Raw genomic sequence first — 19,982 nt, 5'->3', positions numbered from 1 at the left:
ACGTCTTCGCTCCACCACCCGGGCTACGCCGGGTGACCGGAACCCCGAGGACGCACCCGCATGCCACCTGGCAACCCTGGCCGTCTCGTTCGGAGTCTGGCCGCGCTCGTGCTGGTGTCCACCGCCGTACTCCCCGCCGCCCTGGAGCTGGTCGGCCCCTCGCCGTTCGGTGTGATCGGGCCGGGCGCCCCCGCCGACCGGGCGGTCCCGCCGCACAGCGCACAGCGCGCCGACCGCCGGCCCGTCACGGCCGCGCCCACCGTCGACATACGCCGCACCGGGGACCCGGCCAACCGGATCACCCTGGTCCTGCTCGGCGACGGCTACACGGCCGCCGAACAGGACCTGTTCCGACAGCAGGTCGACCGGGCCTGGCACGCGCTGATGGCCATCGAGCCGTTCCGCACCTACCAGGGGTTCTTCAACATACGGCGGGTCGAAGTGGTCTCCCCGGTCTCCGGGATAGCCGAGACCGAGAGCCGCGGCCGCAACCCCGCCACCCCGCTCGGCATGCACTTCTGGTGCGAGGGCACCGCCCGGCTGCTCTGCGCCGACGAGGCCGCCACCGCCCGGTACGCGGGCGACAGCTCCGGGCCGCAGTACCTGATAGCCCTGGCCAACTCCACCGAGTACGGCGGCGCCGGTGGTACCGGGGTGACCACCCTGGCCGGCGGCAGCCCGGACGCCGGGCGGATCATCCAGCACGAGATCGGCCACACCGTGGGGGACCTCGGCGACGAGTACGACAGCGCCCCGGACGACGCCGAGTACCCGAACCTCGCCACCCTCGACGCCGACGACATGCGCAAGAAGCAGACCAAGTGGTGGCGCTGGCTGGGCGCGGAGTCCCCGGACGGCGCCGGGACGGTCGGCGCCTACCGCAGCGCCAACGGCCTCTACCGGCCCACCCCCGACTCGGTGATGCGCACCCTGGGCAGCGCCTACAACCTGCCGTCGCGCGAGGCGATCATGGAGGAGCTGTACCGCAGGATCCGGCCCACCGACACCCCGTCGCCGCCGCCCGGCGAGGTGAGCGGGCGGCCCCGGCTGAACGTCCGGCCGGTGCCGCTGACCGGCCCGCGACAGCTGAAGGTCGAGTGGAAGGTGGACGGCGTCGCGGTGACGCCGCAGGCCGCCGACGGCTCCTGGCTGGACACCGACCAGCTGAACCTGGCCCCGGGCCGGACGGCCACCGTCACGGCGACCGTCCGGGACACCACCGACTGGGTGCGGGACGAGGCCTTCCGGGACCGCTACATGACCCGGTCGGTGTCCTGGACGGTGACCGGCTGACGCCCGGTCCGCGGAATCCGTGGAGTCCGCGCCCCGTGGAATCCGTGGTCCGTGGAGTCCGTGGTCCGTGGACGATCGACCGCACCCCGCACTGGGCGTCCCATCATGGGATGACTAGTCTGGTCGCACTATGACCGTGGAGCCCGCCCGCTCAGCCGCACCCCTGTCCGTCCCCGCTCCCCGAACCGCCGACCCGACGCCGCCGGTCGCCCCGACGCCGTCCGCCGCCCCCGCACCGTCCCCGCCCGGCGGGCGCGCGGCCTGGCTGGCCTGGTCCATCGGCGTCAGCGTCTACATCCTCGCGGTGATCCACCGCACCAGCCTCGGCGTGGCCGGACTGGATGCCGCCGACCGCTTCGGCATCGGCGCCTCCGCGCTCTCCACCTTCTCGATCCTCCAGGTGCTGGTCTACGCGGCCATGCAGATACCGGTCGGCCTGCTCGTCGACCGGATCGGGCCGCGCCGGGTGCTGCTGCTCGGCGTCGTCCTGCTGAGCTTCGGCCAACTGGCCTTCGCGTTCAGCTCCTCCTTCGCCCCGGCGCTGGCCTCCCGGGCGGTGCTCGGCTGCGGCGACGCGATGACCTTCATCAGCGTGCTGCGGCTCGCCGCCCGGTGGTTCCCCGCCGCCCGGAACCCGTTCGTGGCCCAGCTGACCGGCCTCGCCGGAATGGGCGGCAACCTGATCACCACCGTGGTGCTCGCACAGGCCCTGCACCGCGAGGGCTGGACGCCCACCTTCACCGCGATCGCCCTGCTCGGCGTCGCGGTCTTCGCGCTGGTCGCGCTCTTCCTCAAGGAGGCGCCGGCGGCGGCCGTACGGCCGGTCGAACACCCGCCCGCGCCGCGGCCGAACGTCGGCCGGCAGGTCCGCGCGTGCTGGCGCGAACCGGGCACCCGGCTCGGGCTCTGGGTGCACTTCACCACCCAGTTCCCCGGCAACGCCTTCGGCCTGCTCTGGGGCCTGCCCTACCTGGTGGAGGCGCAGGGCCTCTCCCGGGCCGCGGCCGGCGGACTGCTGACCCTGCTGGTGCTCAGCAACATGGCCTTCGGCTTCCTGTTCGGCCGGGTGCTCTCCGTCTCGGCGCGGGCCCGGATGCCGATCGTCCTCACCGTCATCACGGCCACCGCCCTCGGCTGGGCGCTGGTCCTGGCCTGGCCCGGCGGACACCCGCCGATCTGGCTGCTGTCCGCCATCATCGTGGTGATGGGCAGCAACGGCCCGGCCTCACTGGTCGGCCTCGACTACGCCCGCGCCAGCAACCCGGTGGAGCGCCTCGGCACCGCCTCCGGGATCGTCAACATGGGCGGCTTCATCGGCACGATGATCACCCTCTTCGGCATCGGCGTCCTCCTGGACGGCCTCTCCCCGGCCGGCACCGACTCCTACTCGGCCGACGCCTTCCGCTGGGCGTTCTGCTGGCAGTACGTCCCGCTGGCGGTCGGCACCGTGATGATCCTGCGCCTGCGCCGCAAGGTCGCGGCGGAGGAGAAGGGGCTCTGACCTGCGAAGGGCGTCGAAACTATTGCTTTGGGTGATGGTTTCCCGCCGCTACAGCCCGATGCCCCGGAGCACCTCGGTGATCTCTGGCGGCCGTCCGTAGAGCTGGACCCGGTCGATCACACAGAGCACCGTGCCCTCCGGCGGCATCATCGGTGTGCGAGCCGGATGCGCCCCCGGTCGGGTCGGCTGCTCGGCGGCTTCGCGCCGCATGCGGATCAGGTCCAGCAGCTTCAGTTTTGGGCAGCCGGGGACGATTCGGCTGGCCCGGATTCCGACTCGTTCTTCGCCCGGGCAGGCGAAGTAGGCGCCGAACGGTGGTCCGCTGTCCTCTTCGCGGTTCGGTAGGTGGAGGACCATCTCGCCGTGCTGGCAGTGGACCGTTCCGTCCGAGTGGACGGTCAGGCCGGGCCAGTCCTCGTGGTCGATCTCGGCGACGATCCGTACCTGTTGTCCGATCGCCTCTGCCAGGGTCTCCGCCATCCGCCGTTGCTGGGCGGGGATGTCGGCGTCCCCACGGCGGATGGAGGGGAGGAGGTCTCGGGTGACCCAGTCCCTGAACGGCTGGGCGTCGGGCTTGCTCGACCTCATGATCAAGGTATACAAGCCAGCCTCGCTGATCACCCCGAGCAGTGGGTTTCCGCGCGCGTATGGTTTCCCACCTGCGGAAACGTCGTAACCATCGCTTTTGGCGATGGTTACCAACCGCAGGTCGACGGTGCGGTGCTGGTGGGTCTCCAACCTCTTGACGGCGTCGGGCGGATTACGCCGGCCCAGGACTCGGCACACGTCCGCCGTGACGAACCACGGTTGTCCGTCGATCATCACGACTCTGATGGGTTGGCCCGTGACCGGGAAGCTCGACCGGACCAGGACCATCTGTTGCTGTTCGTCGTCCATGGGGACGCCCCTCCTTCTTCCGGGTGGTGGCGGGAGTGCCCGGAACAACGAGGTCGAACGGGTGAGGTTCTGGTGCTGGATTGACGGATGGATGCACGAGTGGTGCCGACCCGGCGCGCACTCGTGCGTGTACGCCGGGTGGCGTGCGCTGTGGGGTGGCTGGGGTCAGATGGTGACCGCGAAGGCGGACAGGACGCGGTCGGCGAGTTCCTTGTCGCCGTCGATGGTGACCGGGCCGGGGCGGCCGCGGCCGCAGGCGAGCCGGAGGTAGGTCTCCCAGTCCATGGTGAGCTGGACGTCGGGGGCCAGGCTGATCGACTCGTCGACGGTGCCGCGGCCGGTCGAGTCGACCCGGACGGTGCGCAGGAACTCCACGCGGCCGGTGACGTCCAGAACCATGGCCGTTCCGGCCGGGGCGCCGGCCCGGTGGGCGACGGCCTTGGGCAGCAGCCCGAGCAGGACGTCCCGGGCGATCAGGGCGGCCGGGGAGTCGAGGTTGCCGGGGGTGTCCAGGGCCCGGCGCAGGTCCTGCTCGTGCACCCAGACGTCGAAGGCCCGCAGGCGCAGCAGCTCGTGGTACGGCACGTCGCGGCTGTTCGGGCCGGCCGGCCAGCGCACCGGCTCCAGGGGTGTCTGCTTGGCGTTCCGCAGTGCCCGGGAGCGGCGGATGATCGTGTACTCCAGCTCGCTGGTCATCTCCAGAGCGGTGTGGCAGCGGCGCTTGTCGACCGGCAGTTCGATGTAGCGGGCGAAGTCGGTGGTGACGTGGCGAAGGTCACGCGGCAGGGAGTGGATCGGGCGGGGGTCGCCGAGGAGTTCGGACTCGACCGCGATGATGTGCGAGACGACGTCCCGGACCGACCAGCCGGGGCATTCGGTGGCCCGGTTCCAGGAGCCCTCGGGGAGGGGGGCGACCAGCTCCGATATGGACTCGATGCTCTGGGCCCACGCCTCCGTGTAAGCCTGCACGGTCTGGTTGTCCGTCACGGGAATCTCCGGCCCTCCGTCAGCTTCCTTGCCCTCTGCGCCCGGCCTCCCCGGTCGGCCGGGATGGTCCGGCTTCCAGGCGCACACGCTAACCGCACGTTACGCTGCCGGGAGACAGCTGGGCAGCGCTTTCGGGTGACGATCGTAGGTCTCTTGCCGTGGACGGTGGTACTGTGCGCGCTTCATTGATCCAACTCGGGGTCTCCGACGCCGAGCCGCCCGCCGAACGGCGGGCCCGGGCCGCCGCGCTGGTCCGGGCGCAGCAGGGCGCGGACCTGGTGGTCCTGCCGGAGCTGTGGCCGCTCGGCGGCTTCGCCTACGACCTGTGGTCGGACGGCGCCGAGACGCTGGACGGGCCCACTTCGGACGCGATGGCGGCGGCCGCGCGGGCGGCCGGGGTCTGGCTGCACGCCGGTTCGATCGTCGAGCGCGACCCGGACGGGCCGATCTACAACACCTCGCTGCTGTTCGCCCCGGACGGCGAGCTGGTGCACACCTACCGCAAGATCCACCGCTTCGGTTTCGACAGTGGCGAGGCGGTGGTGATGGGCGCGGGGCAGGAGATCGTCACCGCGGCCACCGACTTCGCCACCCTGGGCCTGGCCACCTGCTACGACCTGCGCTTCCCGGAGCTGTTCCGGGCGCTGCTGGACGCCGGCGCGCAGCTGCTGGTGGTTCCGGCGGCCTGGCCGGCCCGGCGGCGCGAGCACTGGACGCTGCTGGCGCGGGCGCGCGCGGTGGAGGAGCAGGCGTTCGTGCTGGCCTGCAACACGGCCGGGACGCACGCCGGGGTCGAGCAGGCCGGGCACAGCATCGTGGTGGACCCGTGGGGCCGGGTGCTGGCCGAGGCCGGCACGGAGGAGCAGGTGCTGACCGTCGAGTTCGATCCGGCCGAGGTGGGCAAGGCCCGCGAGGAGTTCCCGGTGCTGCGGGACCGCCTGCTGGGGATCCCCGCGCCGGTCCAGCGCTGATCCTGGCCCGCCCCGGCCCGCCCCGGCCCGGTCCGGGCGGGGGAGTCCGGGGGCGCCGGGGCCTCCGGGGGGTTGGTTTGTACCTTCTCGGGGCGGGTTTGAGAAGATGAGCACTCGTCGTGTTCCCCGCCGCTCGTTGGCCGGTCCGCCGAGGGGCGGCCTGATCGGCCCGCCCCAGGAGGTTGCGCGCATGCCCGGCAACGGCGCAGGCGACACCCGTCCCGTCATCCAGCGCAACAGCCTGCGCGAGCAGATCGCCGGTGCGCTGCGCGAGGAGATGATGGCCGGCCGGTTGGCGGCCGGCCGCAACTTCACCGTCAAGGAGATCGCCGAGCTGTACGGCGTCTCGGCGACCCCGGCCCGCGAGGCGCTGGTCGACCTCGGTGCGCAGGGGCTGTTGCGGGCCGAGCACCACCGCGGGTTCACCGTGCCCGAGCTGGGCTGGGACGACTTCCTGGAGATCTTCGAGTCCCGGGTGCTGGTCACCGACAGCTACTACCGTCAGTTCTCCGCACGCAGGGCGCTGCCGGACCTCGCCAGGCTGCCCTCGCTGCGCCGCCGGGCCGACGCGGCGGTCCGGGCCGCCCGGGCCGGGAACCTGGACGTGATGGTGGGCTGCGACCGCCGGTTCTGGCAGGAGGTCGCCGCGCTGATCGGCAACCGCCGGATCGGCGACTACCTGGACTGGCTGCGGGTGCAGTCGTGGATGTTCGCCGCGCCCTACCTGCGGGAGCTGCCCGTTCTGGCCGAGGTCTGCTGGGACCGTCACCTCGACCTGGTCGACGCCATCGGCGCGCGGGACCTGGTCGGCGCGCACCGGATCATCTGCGAGTACAACCTGTACACCGCCCGGCTGCTGGCCGGGCTGGCCGGGCGGCCGCTGGAGTCGGTGACGGTGCTGGGGCTGCTCACCGAACCCCTGGACGGCGATCCTCTGAATAGCGAACCCCTGAATAGCGAACCCCTGGACGGCGAGCCCGGTGGCGGCGGACCCGGTGGCGGCGGGCCCGTGCCGCCGGCCCCGTCCGCCGAAGCCCCGCCGGTGGCGGCCGAACCGGCCCCCGGCCAGGCGTTCGACCAGGTCGGGAGGGGCCGGCGCCGGCCGGGCGAGGAGGTCGGCCGGGAGCTCGGCCGCGAACTCGGGCTGGGCCTCGGCCTGGTGCCGCAGCCGCGCTCGGTGCCGTACGGCCGGTTCGGCCGGCGGCTGCCCGAACCGCCCCCGGACGCACCGCAGGGACGGCCCGACCCGCGCCCGGCCCCGGGCCGGTAGGGTGGGCGGTCGTCGAACCGGGCGTCCCGCACAACGGCCGTCCGGGTACCGACCCCGCCCCCGTCGTCGTCCCGCCCTGCGGGCGACCCCGTCGCCCGGAGAGGAACTGCCGGCCATGGCCTGCGACCTCTGGCTCGTCCCGCTCGTGGACGTGCTGAGCCACAGCCCCGACAATCCCTTCAGGGACGATCTCGCCCTCTACAACGCGGTGTTGGCCTCCCGCGGGCTGCCAGAGGTGCCGGTCTACCAGTACGTCCCGGGGCTGAGCGGGGCGGTCGAGCCGATAGCCGCCTTCGACTACGACTCGCTGCACTTCCTGCGCCGTGCCTACCTGCTGGGCCTCACCGGGCTGGACATCACGCCGGTGGACTCGCTCGGCGGCGACTACGAGCAGCTGCTGGAGATGTTCGAGAGCAGTGCCGAACAGTCGCACCTGGTCTGGCACTTCGACCACGCGGGCGCCTACGTGCCGATAGAGTTCCCGGCGCCGCTGGTGGACGACGCGCTGCTCGCCTCCGGCGGTCCGCTCGGCTCCAGCCACGGGCTGCTGCGCGAACTGCAGGCCGTCGCCCCGGCGCTGGGCCTCGACCCGCTCAACCCGCCGGACCCGACCCGGCCGCTCGGCCCGACCGGCCTGGAGCAGCCGTTCGGGCCGCCGCTGGACGACCTGCACCCCTTCGCCCGCGAGCGGCACGCCTGGGCGGGCCTGTACGCGGCGGCGACCCGCAGCCTCGCCCAGGGCTCGATGGTGGTCTTCGCCTGAGGCGTCCGGCAGCCTTTTGCCCGAGGCGTCGCCCGCCGCATCCGCCCGGGCGCCGCGTCTGCCCGGGCGCCGTACCCTCCCGCCGCACCCTCCCGCCGCACCGGCCCGCCCGCCACGGCAGGCGGCCCGCCTTCCCGCCCGCTACCGCAGCGGCCCCTCCGGCGGCCGCTGGCGCGGCATGGTGGGCCGGGTGCCCGGCGGCGGCAGCACCCGCACCTGGGCGCCCACCCCGCTCTCGCTGCGCCCGCCCCAGGTGCCCGGGGCCTGGGTGGGCAGCTGGGTCATGGACGCGCGGAACTCCAGCATCCACTCCGAGGTCTCGGTGCGGACCATGTCCGAGACGTCCTCGCAGAACCGGCGCAGCACGCCGAGGCAGCGCTCGGCGGCTTCGCCCGCGGTGCCCTCGGTCGGGCCGAGCACCTCGCGCACGCACTCCGACGCCCAGTCGAACTGGAAGGCCTCCAGCCGGCGTTGCAGCGCCTGCGCGGTGCTGACGTCGCGCATCCAGCCGGAGGTGAGGCCGAACACCCGGTCGGTGCCGTGGCAGGCGGCGGCGAGCGCCAGGCCGACGTAGCCCCAGCTGGTGCCGTGTGAGACCGCGCCGGTCAGGTCGACCAGCGGCGCGGTCACCCCGCCCACCGCGAAGCCGGCCGTGCCGAACCGCAGCAGGCGCGCCCAGCGGCGCTTCCAGATCCGGTCCTTGCGGTACCACTCGATCGCCTCGACCGCCCGTTCCTCGGACCAGCGGTACAGCTCCTCCAGGCGCTCGGCCGGCTCGCCCCAGTCCCCGAGCGGGAACTGTCGAGTGCTCAGATCGGTCCGTCGGCGGGTGGACGCCTGGCGGGCGATGGTCGCGGCGGGCGGGTCCTCCTCGCCGATCTCCTTGCCCCAGGCACTCTCCTCGGGCTGCATTTCCGGCTGGCTCACCTGTGGGGCTCCCTGTGGCGGGCGGACTGCTGGGTCTGGCGGTCCATCGGCTGACGCGACGTCTGCCGTTGGTTGTCCAACAGCACTTCTTACCGCCAAATGGCTGACCATGGGGTCGCTTCCCCGGTGATCGTTACCGGATTCGGCCACCGGAACCCGGGGTGGAAGGGATGCGGGGGTCGGCGAGATTTCACCCGTCCGAGGGAGGGTCCGGTGACCCGCCGTCCTGACTCGGGCACCCGGTGCGCACCGAGCCGGTCCGAGTTGGAGGTTTCTCCGACATCCTCGGCGTACGGACCGCCCCGACTGGAGGATCGGACGGGACCGGAGAGCGGCCGGAACTGGCCACCGACTACCCTTGCCAAGCGTGAAGGTCCTCGTCATCGGCGGCGGCGCCCGCGAACACGCCCTGTGCCGCTCTCTGTCCCAAGATCCCGCCGTCTCCGAGCTGCACTGTGCCCCGGGCAACGCCGGGATCGCACAGGTGGCGACGGTCCACCCGGTCGACCAGCTGAACGGCGCGCAGGTCGCCGACCTGGCCGTGCGGCTCGGCGCCGCCCTGGTCGTCGTCGGCCCGGAGGCCCCGCTGGTCGCGGGCGTCTCCGACGCCGTGCGCGCGGCCGGCATCCCGGTGTTCGGCCCGTCCGCCGAAGCCGCCCGACTGGAAGGCTCCAAGGCCTTCGCCAAGGACGTGATGGCCGGGGCCGGCGTGCCCACCGCCCGCTCCTACGTCTGCACCACCCCGGCCGAGGCCGCCGAGGCGCTGGACGCCTTCGGCGCGCCGTACGTGGTCAAGGACGACGGCCTGGCCGCCGGCAAGGGTGTGGTGGTCACCTCCGACCGCGCGGCCGCGCTGGCGCACGCCGCCTCCTGCGAGCGCGTGGTCATCGAGGAGTACCTGGACGGCCCCGAGGTGTCGCTGTTCGCGATCACCGACGGCACCACCGTCGTCCCGCTCCAGCCCGCGCAGGACTTCAAGCGCGCGCTGGACGGCGACGAGGGCCCCAACACCGGTGGCATGGGTGCCTACTCGCCGCTGCCGTGGGCGCCCGCCGGGCTGGTCGAGGAGGTCCAGCGGAGCGTCCTGCAGCCGACCGTCGACGAGCTGCGCCGCCGGGGCACCGAGTTCTCCGGCCTGCTCTACGCGGGCCTCGCGCTCACCTCGCGCGGTACCCGGGTGATCGAGTTCAACGCCCGCTTCGGCGACCCGGAGACCCAGGTCGTGCTGGCCCGGCTGCGCACCCCGCTGGCCGCCGTCCTGCTGGCCGCCGCCACCGGCACCCTGGACCAGCTGGAGCCGCTGCGCTGGGACGAGGGCGCGGCCGTCACCGTGGTCGTCGCCTCCGAGGGCTACCCGGCCGCGCCGCGCACCGGTGACCCGATCGAGGGCCTGGCCGAGGCCGAGGCCGACGGCACCGCGTTCGTCCTGCACGCCGGTACCAGGGCCGACGAGGACGGCCGGGTGCTGAGCGCCGGCGGCCGCGTCCTGTCGGTCACCGCGACCGGCGCCGACCTGGTGGAGGCGCGCGACCGCGCGTACGCCGCCGTGGACCGGATCGCCCTCAAGGGCGGCCAGCACCGCACCGACATCGCCCTGAAGGCAGCCACCGAGTAGGGCCTGCCCCGCCTCCGCCCGCAGGGCGCCGCGCACCGTGGGATTTCCCCCCATGGACGCAGCGCCCTGCGGCGTTTCCGGGGCGGGAGTGACTCCGGGGGCCGGCGCACCGTTCGGCGGCCGGATTCCAGCCCATCGGGTGACAGCACCCGCATCCGGCTGACGTAGCCGGGCGCCCGGCCTTATGGTGCGCTGGATCGCAGTGCGACGTGGCCGTGCGCCGGGGTCGCCGCCGGGTAGCGGTGTTCCCACGGGGGGATGCTGGACGGCGTCCGGCCGGGCGGGTGCCCGGGTGCTTCGCACCGGACCGGTCGTGACCGTCCGGAATCCGGGCGGTGTCACCGGGACGAGTGGAAACCGGGGCGATCCGGAACACCCACTCGGGCCGGTGCGTCGAACATGGCAGAAGCGCCACACAGCATGCACTACCGGGGATCGGACGCCTCCGCTTCCCGGTCGGAACTGATCGTTTCGAGTCGGCTCAGGGCCCGTCGCCGGGCGCCCGAGGGCTCCGAAGGGGGTGCCGCACCGTATGGCCGCAGTCGACACCGCGCGCGCTCACGCCCAGGCGGTCCTGCGGGTCCGTGGTCTCGCCCTGGCCGCCGCCGCCATGCCCGCCGCCGTCGCGGTGGTCCTGCTCGCGGGCCGGTTCACCGGGCGGATCGGCGCACCCGGCTCCTCCGACGCCGCCGGGTGGGACGCCGCCCGCTGGGTGGTCTGCGCGGTGGCCGCGCTGACGCTCCTGGTGGCCGGGCTGACCGCCCGCGCCTACCACCGGGCCGTCCCGCCCCGGACCCCGGCCGTTCCGCTGAAACGCGCCGAGGCACCCGAGCTGTACCGGCTGATCGACGAACTCGCCGACCGGCTGGACGTGCCCGCGCCCTCCACCGTGGCCCTCACCCCGGACTGCGACAGCTGGCTGGAGGACGTGCCCCCGGTGCGGCGGGCCCGCCCGTTCCGGGCGCACCCCGAGCCGCCGGGCCCGGTCCTGGTGATCGGCTCGCCGTTCCTGTGGTGGATGCGGGCCGGCGAACTGCGCGCCCTGCTCGCCCCCGTGGTGGCCGGCACCGCCGCCTCCGCCGACCCGGAGATCGCCGCCGCCCGCCGCTTCCTGCGCAGCCTGGACGCCAGCCTGGACTCCGGCCAGGGTGCCGCCCCCGGCCTCGGCGGCGGCACCCTGGCGGGCCCGCCCCGGCCGCCCCGCCGCGGTCCGGCCGCGCTCGCCGAGCGGATCACCCGCGGGATCACCCGCCGGCTGCTCGGCGCCTGCCGAGGCCACGCCGCCGAGTTGGAGCGCTCCGTGGCGAGCTGGGCCTCCGAGCAGGCCAGGACGGTCGACTACGGCCTGCGGATCGCCGCCCAGGAGCAGGTCGGCCTGGCCTACGCGGGCTGGGACCGGCTGCTCACCCGGGTCGCGCTGCCCGCCTGGCGGCTCGGCCGCCACCCCGCCCACCTCAACGCCGGCGTCGTCTCCGCCCTCACCGAGCTGTCCCGGCGCGACCGCCTGGCCGACGGCTACGGCACCCGGCTCGGCGACCGTCCCGCCTGCGACCTGCTGGAGGAGCCCGGCACCGTCGACCGGGCGGTCTCCCGGCTCGCCGCCGAGCTGTTCTTCGGCAGCCCGGCCGCCGGAGGCTGGCACGAGCTGGAGTGGACCGACTACCCGGCCGACGTGGTGGACGCCGGCTGGCGGGCCCGCGCCGCCGCCCTCCAGACCGCCCTGGACCGGCTCGCCCCCCAGGCCCGCCCCGGCTCCCCGACGCTCACCCGGTTGCTGGTCCGGCTCGCCGAGGGCGAGGGGGAGCAGTTGGCCGCCGCGCTGGCCGCCCAGCTGGCCCGCACCACCGCCCCGGCCCCGCTGCTCGAAACCGCCCGCAGCGGCCGTGACCTGCTGGTCGACCACGTCACCGCGATGGTCTGCTGCGCCGCCGTCGACACCGCGGGCGGCGCGCCCGGCCTGGACTGGCTGGACGGTCCGGTGCTGCTGCTGGGCGGGATCCGCCGCACCGACCTGGCCGGGCCGGTCGCCCAGGCCGTCGAACAGGGCCAGGACGGCCCGCTGCGGTCCTGGCTGGACGCCGCCGACGTCCGTCTGGAGAAACCCGTCCGGTTGTGAGCCGGACAGGCGGCGCTCGGCGCTCCGGCGCGCGCCCCCAAACCGACCGGCGGGCGGCCGTCTCCGCAGGCCGGAGGCCCGGCCGGGGGAGGGCGTGAGATTCCCGGCACCAATTGCGACCGCAGGGTGACGGAGCGCCAGCACTCTGTGGTGTATTAGACCGCACGCACATCCGGGGGGCACGTGCCAACCGGGCGGAAGTGCACCTGGGAGGGGCGCGTGGGCACGGAACTCAACCGCCGCTGGGAGTCCGGAACGCACGCTTACAGCGTCTCCGACCCCTTCGGCCAGGGCCCACTGCCCTGGCTGCGCAGCCCGGACCAGTACCTGGCCGGCGCCGAGGGCGCCGTCCCCTGGTACGTCTCGGTGGACGCGCCCGGCCAGCGGCCGCTGGCGGCCGGCGCCCGGCCCAAGCCGCCGGTCGGCACCCCGCAGAGCGCCAACGACGTGGACCAGCAGATCAAGGGCTTCGCCTCGGCCGGGGTGATCCGCCCCGGCGGTTCGGTGGACTTCCGGGTCACCGTCAACCCGCCCCGCGAGTTCACCGTGGACGTCTGGCGGATCGGCCACTACGGCGGCGACGGCGCCCGCCACATGACGTCCAGCCCGCTGATCGCCGGGCTGGCCCAGCCCGCCCCGCTGGTGGTCGAGCGGACGGTCTCCTGCCACCACTGGTGGCACTCCTGGCGGTTGCAGATCCCGGTGCACTGGAAGCCCGGCGCGTACGTCGCCGTGCTGACCACCGCGGACATGCTGCACCGCAGCCACATCCCGTTCACCGTCCGGGACTTCGAGGACCGGGAGCACGCCGCCGAACTGCTCCTGGTGGTCCCGGACGTGACCTGGCAGGCCTACAACCTGTTCCCCGAGGACGGCCGCAGCGGCGCCAGCCTCTACCACGCCTGGGACGGCCGGGGCGGCCTGGTCGGCGAACCGGAGGCGGCCGTCACGGTCTCCTTCGACCGCCCGCACGCCACCGCCGGGCTGCCGCTGCACGTCGGCCACGCGTACGACTTCATCCGCTGGGCCGAGCGCTACGGCTACGACCTCTCCTACGCCACCGCCACCGACCTGCACGCGGGCCTGGTCGACCCGGGGCGGCACCGGGCGCTGATCTTCCCGGGCCACGACGAGTACTGGTCCGAGCCGATGCGCCGGGCCGTCGAGCAGGCCAGGGACGACGGCACCTCGCTGGTGTTCCTGTCCGCCAACACCATGTACTGGCGGGTCGAGCTGACCGCCGCCGCCTCCGGCGAACCCAACCGGCTGCTCAACTGCCGCAAGCGGCAGAAGGTCCAGCCGGGTAGCTCGGCCGCCGGGGTGCCCGGTTCGGCCAGCGCGCTGTGGCGGGACGCCGGCGAGCCCGAGCAGCAGGTGCTCGGCCTGCAGTACTCGGGCCGGGTCGCCGCGCCCGTCCCGCTGATCGCCCGGCACACCGCGCACTGGCTCTGGGACGGCACCGGCTTGCAGGAGGGCGACGAACTGCCCGGCCTGGTCGCCGGCGAAGCCGACCGCTACTACCCCAAGGTGGCGCTGCCCGAGCACACCGAGCGGGTGCTGCTCGCACACTCGCCGTACCAGGACCTCGCCGGCCGCACCCGCTACCAGGAGACCTCGCTGTACCGGGCGCCCAGCGGCGCGTACGTGTTCGCGGCCGGTACCTTCGCCTGGTCGCCCGCACTGGGCCGCCCCGGCCTCACCGACGAGCGGATCCAGCGGGCCACCGCCAACCTGCTCGACCGCCTCGGCAAGAACGAGGCCTCCTTCGGCCGGGCCTCCCTCACCCGGAACGGGGCCGCCCTCGGCCAGAAACGGGGCCTCGGGGGTTCGTGAAAGACTGCGGGGGCAGTGACCTCCCCTTTCGCGCGCCCCACGCCCGCGAACGACCCCTGAGGACTGAGACACCGTGAGCGGATTTGTCACCAAGCCCGAGCCGGTCCAGGTGCCCGGCCTGGTCCACCTGCACACCGGCAAGGTGCGCGACCTCTACCGGACCGAGTCGGGCGAGCTGGTCATGGTCGCCAGCGACCGGATGTCCGCCCACGACTGGGTGCTGCCGAACGAGATCCCCGACAAGGGTCGCGTCCTCACCCAGCTGTCCCTGTGGTGGTTCGAGCGGATCGCCGACATCGTCCCCAACCACGTGATCTCCACCGAGGTCCCGTCCGGCGCCCCCGCCGACTGGAAGGGCCGCACGCTGATCTGCCGCAGCCTGGACATGGTCCCGGTCGAGGCGGTCGCCCGCGGCTACCTGGCCGGCTCCGGCCTGGCCGAGTACCAGGAGAACCGCACGGTCTGCGGCATCGCCCTGCCGGAGGGCCTGGAGAACAGCTCCGAGCTGCCCGCCCCGATCTACACCCCGGCGCTCAAGGCCGAGGTCGGCGAGCACGACGAGAACGTCTCCTACGAGGAGACCGCCCGCCGGATCGGCGCCGACCTGGCCGCCCAGCTGCGCCGCACCACCCTGGACGTCTACGGCCGGGCCCGGGACATCGCCCGCGACCGCGGCATCATCCTGGCCGACACCAAGTTCGAGTTCGGCCTGCTGGACGGCGAGCTGCTGATCGGCGACGAGGTGCTCACCCCGGACTCCTCCCGGTACTGGCCGGCCGACGAGTGGCGGCCCGGCCGCTCGCAGCCGTCCTTCGACAAGCAGCTGATCCGCGACTGGCTGGTCTCCCCGGCCTCCGGCTGGGACCGCTACAGCGAGCAGCCGCCGCCGGAGCTGCCGGCCGAGCTGGTCGAGCAGACCCGCGCCAAGTACATCGAGGTGTACGAGCGGCTGACCGGCACCGCCTGGGCCTGACGCCCGGCCGCCCGCGAGCCGTGCCCGTATTCGGGACCTAGATCCAGCCGTGCTCGCGGGCGATCCGCACCGCCGCGTGCCGGTTCTCGGCGCCCAGCTTCCCGGCCGCCGAGGACAGGTAGTTGCGGACGGTGCCGGGGGACAGCGCCGCCCGTTCGGCGATCTCGGTGATCGAGGTGCCGTCGGCGGCCAGCTCCAGGACGTCCGTCTCGCGCGGGGTGAGCGGGGTCTCGCCCGCGCTGATCGCGTCCGCGGCCAGCTCCGGGTCCACGTACCGGCCGCCGGCCCGGACGGTCCGGATGATGCCGGCCAGGTCGGCCGCCGAGACGGTCTTCGGCAGGAAGCCGCGCACCCCGACCTCCAGCGCCCGCTTGAGGTAGCCGGGGCGGCCGTGGCCGGTGACGATCATGCAGCGGCAGTCCGGCAGCAGCCGGCGCAGTTCGGTGGCCACCTCGATGCCGTCCTTGCCGGGCATCTGGAGGTCCAGCACCGCGACGTCCGGGCGGTGGGCCTGTGCCATCGCCAGCGCCTCCGGGCCGGAGCCGGCCTCGGCGACCACGGTGATGTCCTCCTCCAGGGAGAGCAGCGCGGCCAGCGCGCCCCGGATCAGGTGCTCGTCGTCGGCGAGCAGGACGCGCACGGGTGCGGGGTCGGTCATCGGGCGGTCCTCCGTCGGTGGGTGCGGGTCAGAGCGGGACGGCGGCGAGCATCCGGAAGGTGCCCTGGGCGGCCTCGGGGATGGTGAGCTCGCCGTCGTGGGCGGCCAGCCGTTCGCGCAGGCCGCGCAGTCCGGTGCCGCCGCCCAGCGAGGGGAGCGGGACGGCGGGCACCCCGTCATTCTCCAGCTCCAGGACGGCGCGGCCGTCCTGGAGGTTCAGCCGGATCAGGCAGTGGGCGGCCTCGCTGTGCCGCAGCACGTTGGTGGTGGCCTCGCGGATCACCCAGCCGAGCACCGACTGGATCGGCGGCGGCAGTTGGTCGGCGTTCTCGCCGAGGTCGATCTCGCAGGCGACGTCGGCGCTGCGCAGCACCGCGCGGGCGCCGATCGCCTCGGCGTGCAGGTCGGCGGTGCGGTAGCCGCGGATGACGTCCCGGACCTCGCGTTGCGACTCCTGGGCGATCCGCTGCACCTCGGCCATCTGGTCGGCGGCCTCCGGGCGCCCGCGGCGGGCGAACTGGACGGCGAGTTCGCTCTTGAGCGCGATGGTGGTGAGGTTGCGGCCCATCACGTCGTGCAGGTCGCGGGAGAACCGCAGCCGCTCCTCGGCGACGGCCAGCCGGGACTGGGCCTCGCGGGCGGTCTCCAGCTCCCAGATGATCGCGGTCACCCAGGCGAAGCTGCGGCAGGTGCCGACGAGGAAGGTCAGGCTGATCGCCGCCCCGACCGCCAGTCCGGCCGTGGTGGCGGGGCTCATCCCGGCCAGCAGCATCGCCGGGGCGATCAGCAGGATCAGGCCGAGTCCGGCGGCGAAGACCTGGCGCAGGGGCAGGCCCACGCTGATCGGGCCGATGGCGGCGCACAGCATGGCGATGGCGATCGCCGCGGTGAACGGCGTCCCTCCGGGCTGCCCGGGTTCGGCGGAGGACGGGCCCAGCAGCAGGACGGCCCAGGAACCGGCGACCGAGAGTGCGCTGTTGACGATCAGCCAGCGCAGGTGCTCGGTGGGGCGGTGCAGGTAGTGGTCGAGCGAGGTGCGGAACGCCCGGAGGCAGAGCAGGGTGGAGGCGAGCGAGACGACCACGGTGACCCGGACGGCGTCGACCGACCGGTCGATGTTCGTGACGGAGGAGGCGCTGAGCACCAGGTTCACCGGAACGATGCACCAGGCCACCATGTAGAGCGACCAGCGGAAGTACAGCTCGGCGCGTTGGGGCTTGCCGAAGCCCTTCCATCTGCGGACCGGCCCCTGGACGGCCATCGAATCGCTCCCCGTTTCGATCAAGATCGTGTCGCTACCTTCATATCAGAGGCGGAACGGGGGTCTGACCTTCGCACTTCCGGAGAGGGTGCCCGCCGGGGGCGTCAGCGGCGCGACTCCCAGCGGAAGTAGCGCACCGCGCCCCAGACCGCCAGGCCGAGCCAGACGGCGCCGGTCACCAGGTGCGGGGCGGCGGTGGACCAGGTGCCGGCGAAGCCGGTGGCGGCGGCCGAGCCGTCGCTGCCGGTCCAGCCGATCCGGATCAGCTGGAAGGCCGGGGTGGTGGGCAGCAGGCGGCAGAAGTCGGCCAGCCCGGGGGGCATGATCTCCAGCGGGATGAGCAGGCCGGAGCCGAACTGGGAGACCAGCAGCACCGGGAGGGTGGTGATGCCGGCGGTCTCGACGGTCTTGGTGAAGGCGCTGGAGACGGCGGCCAGTGCGATGAAGACGGCGATGCTCAGGACCAGCCCGACGGCCAGCAGCAGCGGGTTCACCGGCGTGCTGAGCTTGAGAAGGGCGGCGGCGCCGACGCCGACCACGGCGCACATCATCAGGGCGAGGCTCACCGAGGGCACCGCCGTGCCGGCCAGGATCTCGATGTCCCGGGCCTCGCCGGTGCGCAGCCGCTTGAGCACCAGCTCGTTGCGGCGGGCGACGTACGCGGCGGTCAGGTTGTAGTAGACGACGAAGGCGAGGACGCCGCCGATGGTGCCGGTGATCAGCAGCGTGTCGACGTCCAGTCCGGGGTGGGACTCGGCCTGCTGCTTGAGCATGTTGTGCCGGCCGGCGATCAGCAGCAGCGGCAGCAGCAGCGCGGTGAACAGGGCGGCCCGGTTGCGCAGCAGCAGGGTGGCCTCGGCGCGGCCGAGGGAGAGCAGCCGGCGGGCGGTGGTGCTCTGCGGGCCGGCGGCGGTCTTGGCGGCGGTGGCGGTGGTCATCGGGCGGATCCGATCAGGCGGCGGCGGGCGGTGCGGGCGGTGGGGGCGGCGGGCGACTGGGGCGGGGCCTGGTGGGCGGCCTCGGAGGCGATGGCGAGGAAGGCCTCCTCCAGTGAGGCGCTGCGGGCGTCCAGGGAGCCGAGCGCGATCCCGTGCTGCTGGGCCCAGCCGAGCAGTTCGAAGAGGGTGCGCTGGAGGCCGCCGGTCTGCACGGTGACCTTGCGGCCGTCGACGGTGATCTCGGCCCCGGCGAGGACCGGCAGCGCCGTCCCGGTGAACTCGGGGAGTTCGAAGCTGATCCGGGAGGGCCGGCCGGCGATCACCTCGGCGACGGTTCCGGTGGTGACGACCCGGCCGCCGTGCATGATGGCCAGCCGGTCGGCGAGCTCCTCGGCCTCCTCCAGGTAGTGCGTGGTGAGCAGCACGGTGGTGCCCTGGGCGCGCAGTTCGCGGACCAGCCGCCAGACGGCGGCGCGCGCCTCGGGGTCGAGGCCGGTGCTGGGCTCGTCCAGGAAGAGCACCTCGGGGCGGCCGAGCAGGGCCATCGCGAGGTCGAGCCGGCGCCGCTCGCCGCCGGACAACTGCTTGACCCGGACGTCGCGGCGGTGGCCGAGGCCGACCAGCTCCAGGGCCTCGTCGACCGGGCGGGCGCCGCTGGTCATGCCGGCCCAGCTGCGGCCGGTCTCGGCGATGGTGAGGTCGCCGGGGAAGCCGCCTTCCTGGAGCATGATGCCGATCCGCGGGCGGACGGCGGCGCGCTCCCGGTGGGGGTCGTGGCCGAGCACCCGGACGGTGCCGCCGGTGGGGGCGGCCAGGCCCTCGATGAGCTCCATGGCGGAGGTCTTGCCCGCCCCGTTGGTGCCGAGCAGGGCGAACAGCTCACCGCGGCCGACGGTCAGGTCGACGCCGCGGACGGCGTGGTAGCCGGTGGTGCCGGTGCCGTAGTGGCGGTGCAGGTCGGTGACCTCGATCACGCTGTCGCCGGGGCGGAGGGGCTGGCTCGTTTCCATGGCTCAAGCCTTCCGCCTCCCCGGCCGGGCGGGCAGTGCGCGCCGTCATGAGCCGGCGGTGGAGATCCACGGGTCGGCGATGACAAATGTCATGGGCCGGGATCGGCGTGGAGCGGGAATGCCGAAAGGCCCCCTCGATCGAGGGAGCCTTTCGTTCTGGAGCGGACGACGAGATTCGAACTCGCGACCCTCACCTTGGCAAGGTGATGCTCTACCAACTGAGCCACGTCCGCAGGTCTTACTATGGAGTTGTGCTGTGCTCGCGCACTGCGAGCGGACGACGAGATTCGAACTCGCGACCCTCACCTTGGCAAGGTGATGCTCTACCAACTGAGCCACGTCCGCACGGTGCCTGGTGGGGCACCCGCCGCCTCTCCGGATCTCTCCGTTGCGGCGACGAGGATTACTCTACAGCATCGTTCGGGGTGGTCGCCCCACCCTTTCGGTCCAGGCGGGCGGGGCGACCGGGGTGCCCGGGGCGGTCAGTTCGCCTCGGCGAACTGCTCGTACACGTGCTTGGGGATGCGTCCGCGGGCCGGCAGCTCCATGCCGCGCGACAGGGCCCAGGCGCGCACCGCGGCCGGGTCCGGGGTGAGCGCGGTGCGGCGGAAGGACTTTCCGGTGCGGCTCTGGCGGCGGCCGGCCGCGACGAACGGAGCGAGGGCCTCCCGCAGCTTTTCCGCGTTGTCCACGGACAGGTCGATCTCGTACGACTTCCCGTCGACGCCGAAGTGGACGGTTTCCGCCGCGGCGCCGCCGTCCAGGTCGTCGGAGAGCGTGACAACTACACGCTGAGCCATGGGTGTCAATCCTCTCGGGCAATTCGGCCGCCGGTCCGCGGGGTGCGTCCGGGGGCCTGATGTGCACCCACTCGCGCAAGCGCATACGGGCAGGCCTGGTGGCCCGCCGGATACGCAGCACTTGCCGCGACAGGTGGCCCTATTCTGCACCCGAAGGGGGTCGAAATCG

The 19,982-nt window shown here is 73.6% G+C and carries 17 protein-coding genes and 2 tRNA genes; 9 read left to right on the top strand and 10 right to left on the bottom strand.

What is annotated here, in order from left to right; all coding sequences use genetic code 11:
• Nucleotides 1–60: 60 nt before the first annotated feature.
• On the top strand, nt 61–1,293 hold the full coding sequence (locus AB0O82_RS02980) for a M64 family metallopeptidase (protein WP_363579840.1): 1,233 nt from the start codon (nt 61–63) through the stop codon (nt 1,291–1,293).
• A 130-nt stretch (nt 1,294–1,423) separates the two neighbouring features.
• On the top strand, nt 1,424–2,794 hold the full coding sequence (locus AB0O82_RS02975; protein ID WP_363579839.1) for an MFS transporter: 1,371 nt from the start codon (nt 1,424–1,426) through the stop codon (nt 2,792–2,794).
• Between the two features lie 48 nt (nt 2,795–2,842).
• Here the strand turns inward: AB0O82_RS02975 and AB0O82_RS02970 are convergent, their stop codons facing one another.
• Together AB0O82_RS02970 and AB0O82_RS02965 are read right to left on the bottom strand one after the other, a co-directional pair.
• Entirely contained in the window at nt 2,843–3,691 is an 849-nt protein-coding gene (locus tag AB0O82_RS02970) for a Bro-N domain-containing protein (protein ID WP_363579838.1), read from the bottom strand.
• Between the two features lie 165 nt (nt 3,692–3,856).
• The gene (locus tag AB0O82_RS02965) at nt 3,857–4,678 is read right to left on the bottom strand and encodes a maleylpyruvate isomerase family mycothiol-dependent enzyme (RefSeq protein ID WP_363579837.1); all 822 of its coding nucleotides are present in this window, start codon (nt 4,676–4,678) and stop codon (nt 3,857–3,859) included.
• Nucleotides 4,679–4,851: 173 nt separating this feature from the next.
• On the opposite strand from AB0O82_RS02965, the gene AB0O82_RS02960 reads away from it, so the two are divergent.
• From AB0O82_RS02960 to AB0O82_RS02950, 3 genes are all read left to right on the top strand, one after another.
• Complete coding sequence (locus AB0O82_RS02960) at nt 4,852–5,649, top strand: carbon-nitrogen family hydrolase (protein ID WP_063348508.1); 798 nt, start codon at nt 4,852–4,854, stop codon at nt 5,647–5,649.
• Between the two features lie 190 nt (nt 5,650–5,839).
• On the top strand, nt 5,840–6,919 hold the full coding sequence (locus tag AB0O82_RS02955) for a GntR family transcriptional regulator (protein WP_363579836.1): 1,080 nt from the start codon (nt 5,840–5,842) through the stop codon (nt 6,917–6,919).
• Nucleotides 6,920–7,034: 115 nt separating this feature from the next.
• Entirely contained in the window at nt 7,035–7,682 is a 648-nt protein-coding gene (locus AB0O82_RS02950) for a hypothetical protein (protein ID WP_350876643.1), read from the top strand.
• Nucleotides 7,683–7,823: 141 nt separating this feature from the next.
• Here the strand turns inward: AB0O82_RS02950 and AB0O82_RS02945 are convergent, their stop codons facing one another.
• Nucleotides 7,824–8,609 carry an SLATT domain-containing protein gene (locus AB0O82_RS02945; protein ID WP_363579835.1) on the bottom strand — a complete coding sequence of 262 codons (786 nt, stop codon included), beginning with the start codon at nt 8,607–8,609 and terminating at the stop codon, nt 7,824–7,826.
• Between the two features lie 367 nt (nt 8,610–8,976).
• Between AB0O82_RS02945 and purD the strand changes: the two genes are divergently transcribed.
• From purD to AB0O82_RS02925, 4 genes are all read left to right on the top strand, one after another.
• Nucleotides 8,977–10,224, top strand: coding sequence for a phosphoribosylamine--glycine ligase (gene purD / locus AB0O82_RS02940; protein ID WP_363579834.1), 1,248 nt, complete (start codon nt 8,977–8,979; stop codon nt 10,222–10,224).
• Nucleotides 10,225–10,756: 532 nt separating this feature from the next.
• Entirely contained in the window at nt 10,757–12,340 is a 1,584-nt protein-coding gene (locus tag AB0O82_RS02935) for a hypothetical protein (protein WP_363579833.1), read from the top strand.
• A gap of 219 nt (nt 12,341–12,559) precedes the next feature.
• Entirely contained in the window at nt 12,560–14,173 is a 1,614-nt protein-coding gene (locus AB0O82_RS02930; protein WP_363579832.1) for a N,N-dimethylformamidase beta subunit family domain-containing protein, read from the top strand.
• 73 nt (nt 14,174–14,246) lie between these two features.
• On the top strand, nt 14,247–15,146 hold the full coding sequence (locus AB0O82_RS02925) for a phosphoribosylaminoimidazolesuccinocarboxamide synthase (protein ID WP_363579831.1): 900 nt from the start codon (nt 14,247–14,249) through the stop codon (nt 15,144–15,146).
• Between the two features lie 37 nt (nt 15,147–15,183).
• Here the strand turns inward: AB0O82_RS02925 and AB0O82_RS02920 are convergent, their stop codons facing one another.
• From AB0O82_RS02920 to AB0O82_RS02890, 7 genes are all read right to left on the bottom strand, one after another.
• Complete coding sequence (locus AB0O82_RS02920; protein WP_350876631.1) at nt 15,184–15,804, bottom strand: response regulator transcription factor; 621 nt, start codon at nt 15,802–15,804, stop codon at nt 15,184–15,186.
• 28 nt (nt 15,805–15,832) lie between these two features.
• Nucleotides 15,833–17,065 (bottom strand): histidine kinase, encoded by a 1,233-nt coding sequence (locus tag AB0O82_RS02915; protein WP_363579830.1) that lies wholly within the window; start codon nt 17,063–17,065, stop codon nt 15,833–15,835.
• A gap of 104 nt (nt 17,066–17,169) precedes the next feature.
• Entirely contained in the window at nt 17,170–18,003 is an 834-nt protein-coding gene (locus AB0O82_RS02910) for an ABC transporter permease (protein WP_363579829.1), read from the bottom strand.
• Nucleotides 18,000–19,013 (bottom strand): ABC transporter ATP-binding protein, encoded by a 1,014-nt coding sequence (locus AB0O82_RS02905; RefSeq protein ID WP_363579828.1) that lies wholly within the window; start codon nt 19,011–19,013, stop codon nt 18,000–18,002. The genes AB0O82_RS02910 and AB0O82_RS02905 overlap by 4 nt, the downstream gene beginning before the upstream one ends.
• Nucleotides 19,014–19,170: 157 nt before the next feature.
• A tRNA-Gly gene (locus tag AB0O82_RS02900) sits at nt 19,171–19,246 on the bottom strand.
• Nucleotides 19,247–19,285: 39 nt separating this feature from the next.
• Nucleotides 19,286–19,358: transfer RNA gene (locus AB0O82_RS02895), tRNA-Gly, on the bottom strand.
• A gap of 137 nt (nt 19,359–19,495) precedes the next feature.
• Nucleotides 19,496–19,813, bottom strand: a complete 318-nt coding sequence (locus tag AB0O82_RS02890) for an Lsr2 family protein (RefSeq protein WP_063348519.1) — start codon at nt 19,811–19,813, stop codon at nt 19,496–19,498.
• Between the last annotated feature and the right edge of the window lie 169 nt (nt 19,814–19,982).

The organism is Kitasatospora sp. NPDC088264 (assembly GCF_040685715.1).
Lineage (GTDB): Bacteria > Actinomycetota > Actinomycetes > Streptomycetales > Streptomycetaceae > Kitasatospora.
Note: the sequence above shows the minus strand (reverse complement) of the source record. Positions and strands in the feature narration are given on the sequence as shown.

Excerpts from the sequence above, each read along its gene's own strand:
- AB0O82_RS02980 (WP_363579840.1), top strand. The coding sequence starts at position 61 with ATGCCACCTGGCAACCCTGGCCGTCTCGTTCGGAGTCTGGCCGCGCTC.
- AB0O82_RS02975 (WP_363579839.1), top strand. The coding sequence starts at position 1,424 with ATGACCGTGGAGCCCGCCCGCTCAGCCGCACCCCTGTCCGTCCCCGCT.
- AB0O82_RS02970 (WP_363579838.1), bottom strand. The coding sequence starts at position 3,691 with ATGGACGACGAACAGCAACAGATGGTCCTGGTCCGGTCGAGCTTCCCG.
- AB0O82_RS02955 (WP_363579836.1), top strand. The coding sequence starts at position 5,840 with ATGCCCGGCAACGGCGCAGGCGACACCCGTCCCGTCATCCAGCGCAAC.
- AB0O82_RS02950 (WP_350876643.1), top strand. The coding sequence starts at position 7,035 with ATGGCCTGCGACCTCTGGCTCGTCCCGCTCGTGGACGTGCTGAGCCAC.
- AB0O82_RS02935 (WP_363579833.1), top strand. The coding sequence starts at position 10,757 with ATGGCCGCAGTCGACACCGCGCGCGCTCACGCCCAGGCGGTCCTGCGG.
- AB0O82_RS02920 (WP_350876631.1), bottom strand. The coding sequence starts at position 15,804 with ATGACCGACCCCGCACCCGTGCGCGTCCTGCTCGCCGACGACGAGCAC.
- AB0O82_RS02915 (WP_363579830.1), bottom strand. The coding sequence starts at position 17,065 with ATGGCCGTCCAGGGGCCGGTCCGCAGATGGAAGGGCTTCGGCAAGCCC.
- AB0O82_RS02910 (WP_363579829.1), bottom strand. The coding sequence starts at position 18,003 with ATGACCACCGCCACCGCCGCCAAGACCGCCGCCGGCCCGCAGAGCACC.
- AB0O82_RS02905 (WP_363579828.1), bottom strand. The coding sequence starts at position 19,013 with ATGGAAACGAGCCAGCCCCTCCGCCCCGGCGACAGCGTGATCGAGGTC.
- AB0O82_RS02890 (WP_063348519.1), bottom strand. The coding sequence starts at position 19,813 with ATGGCTCAGCGTGTAGTTGTCACGCTCTCCGACGACCTGGACGGCGGC.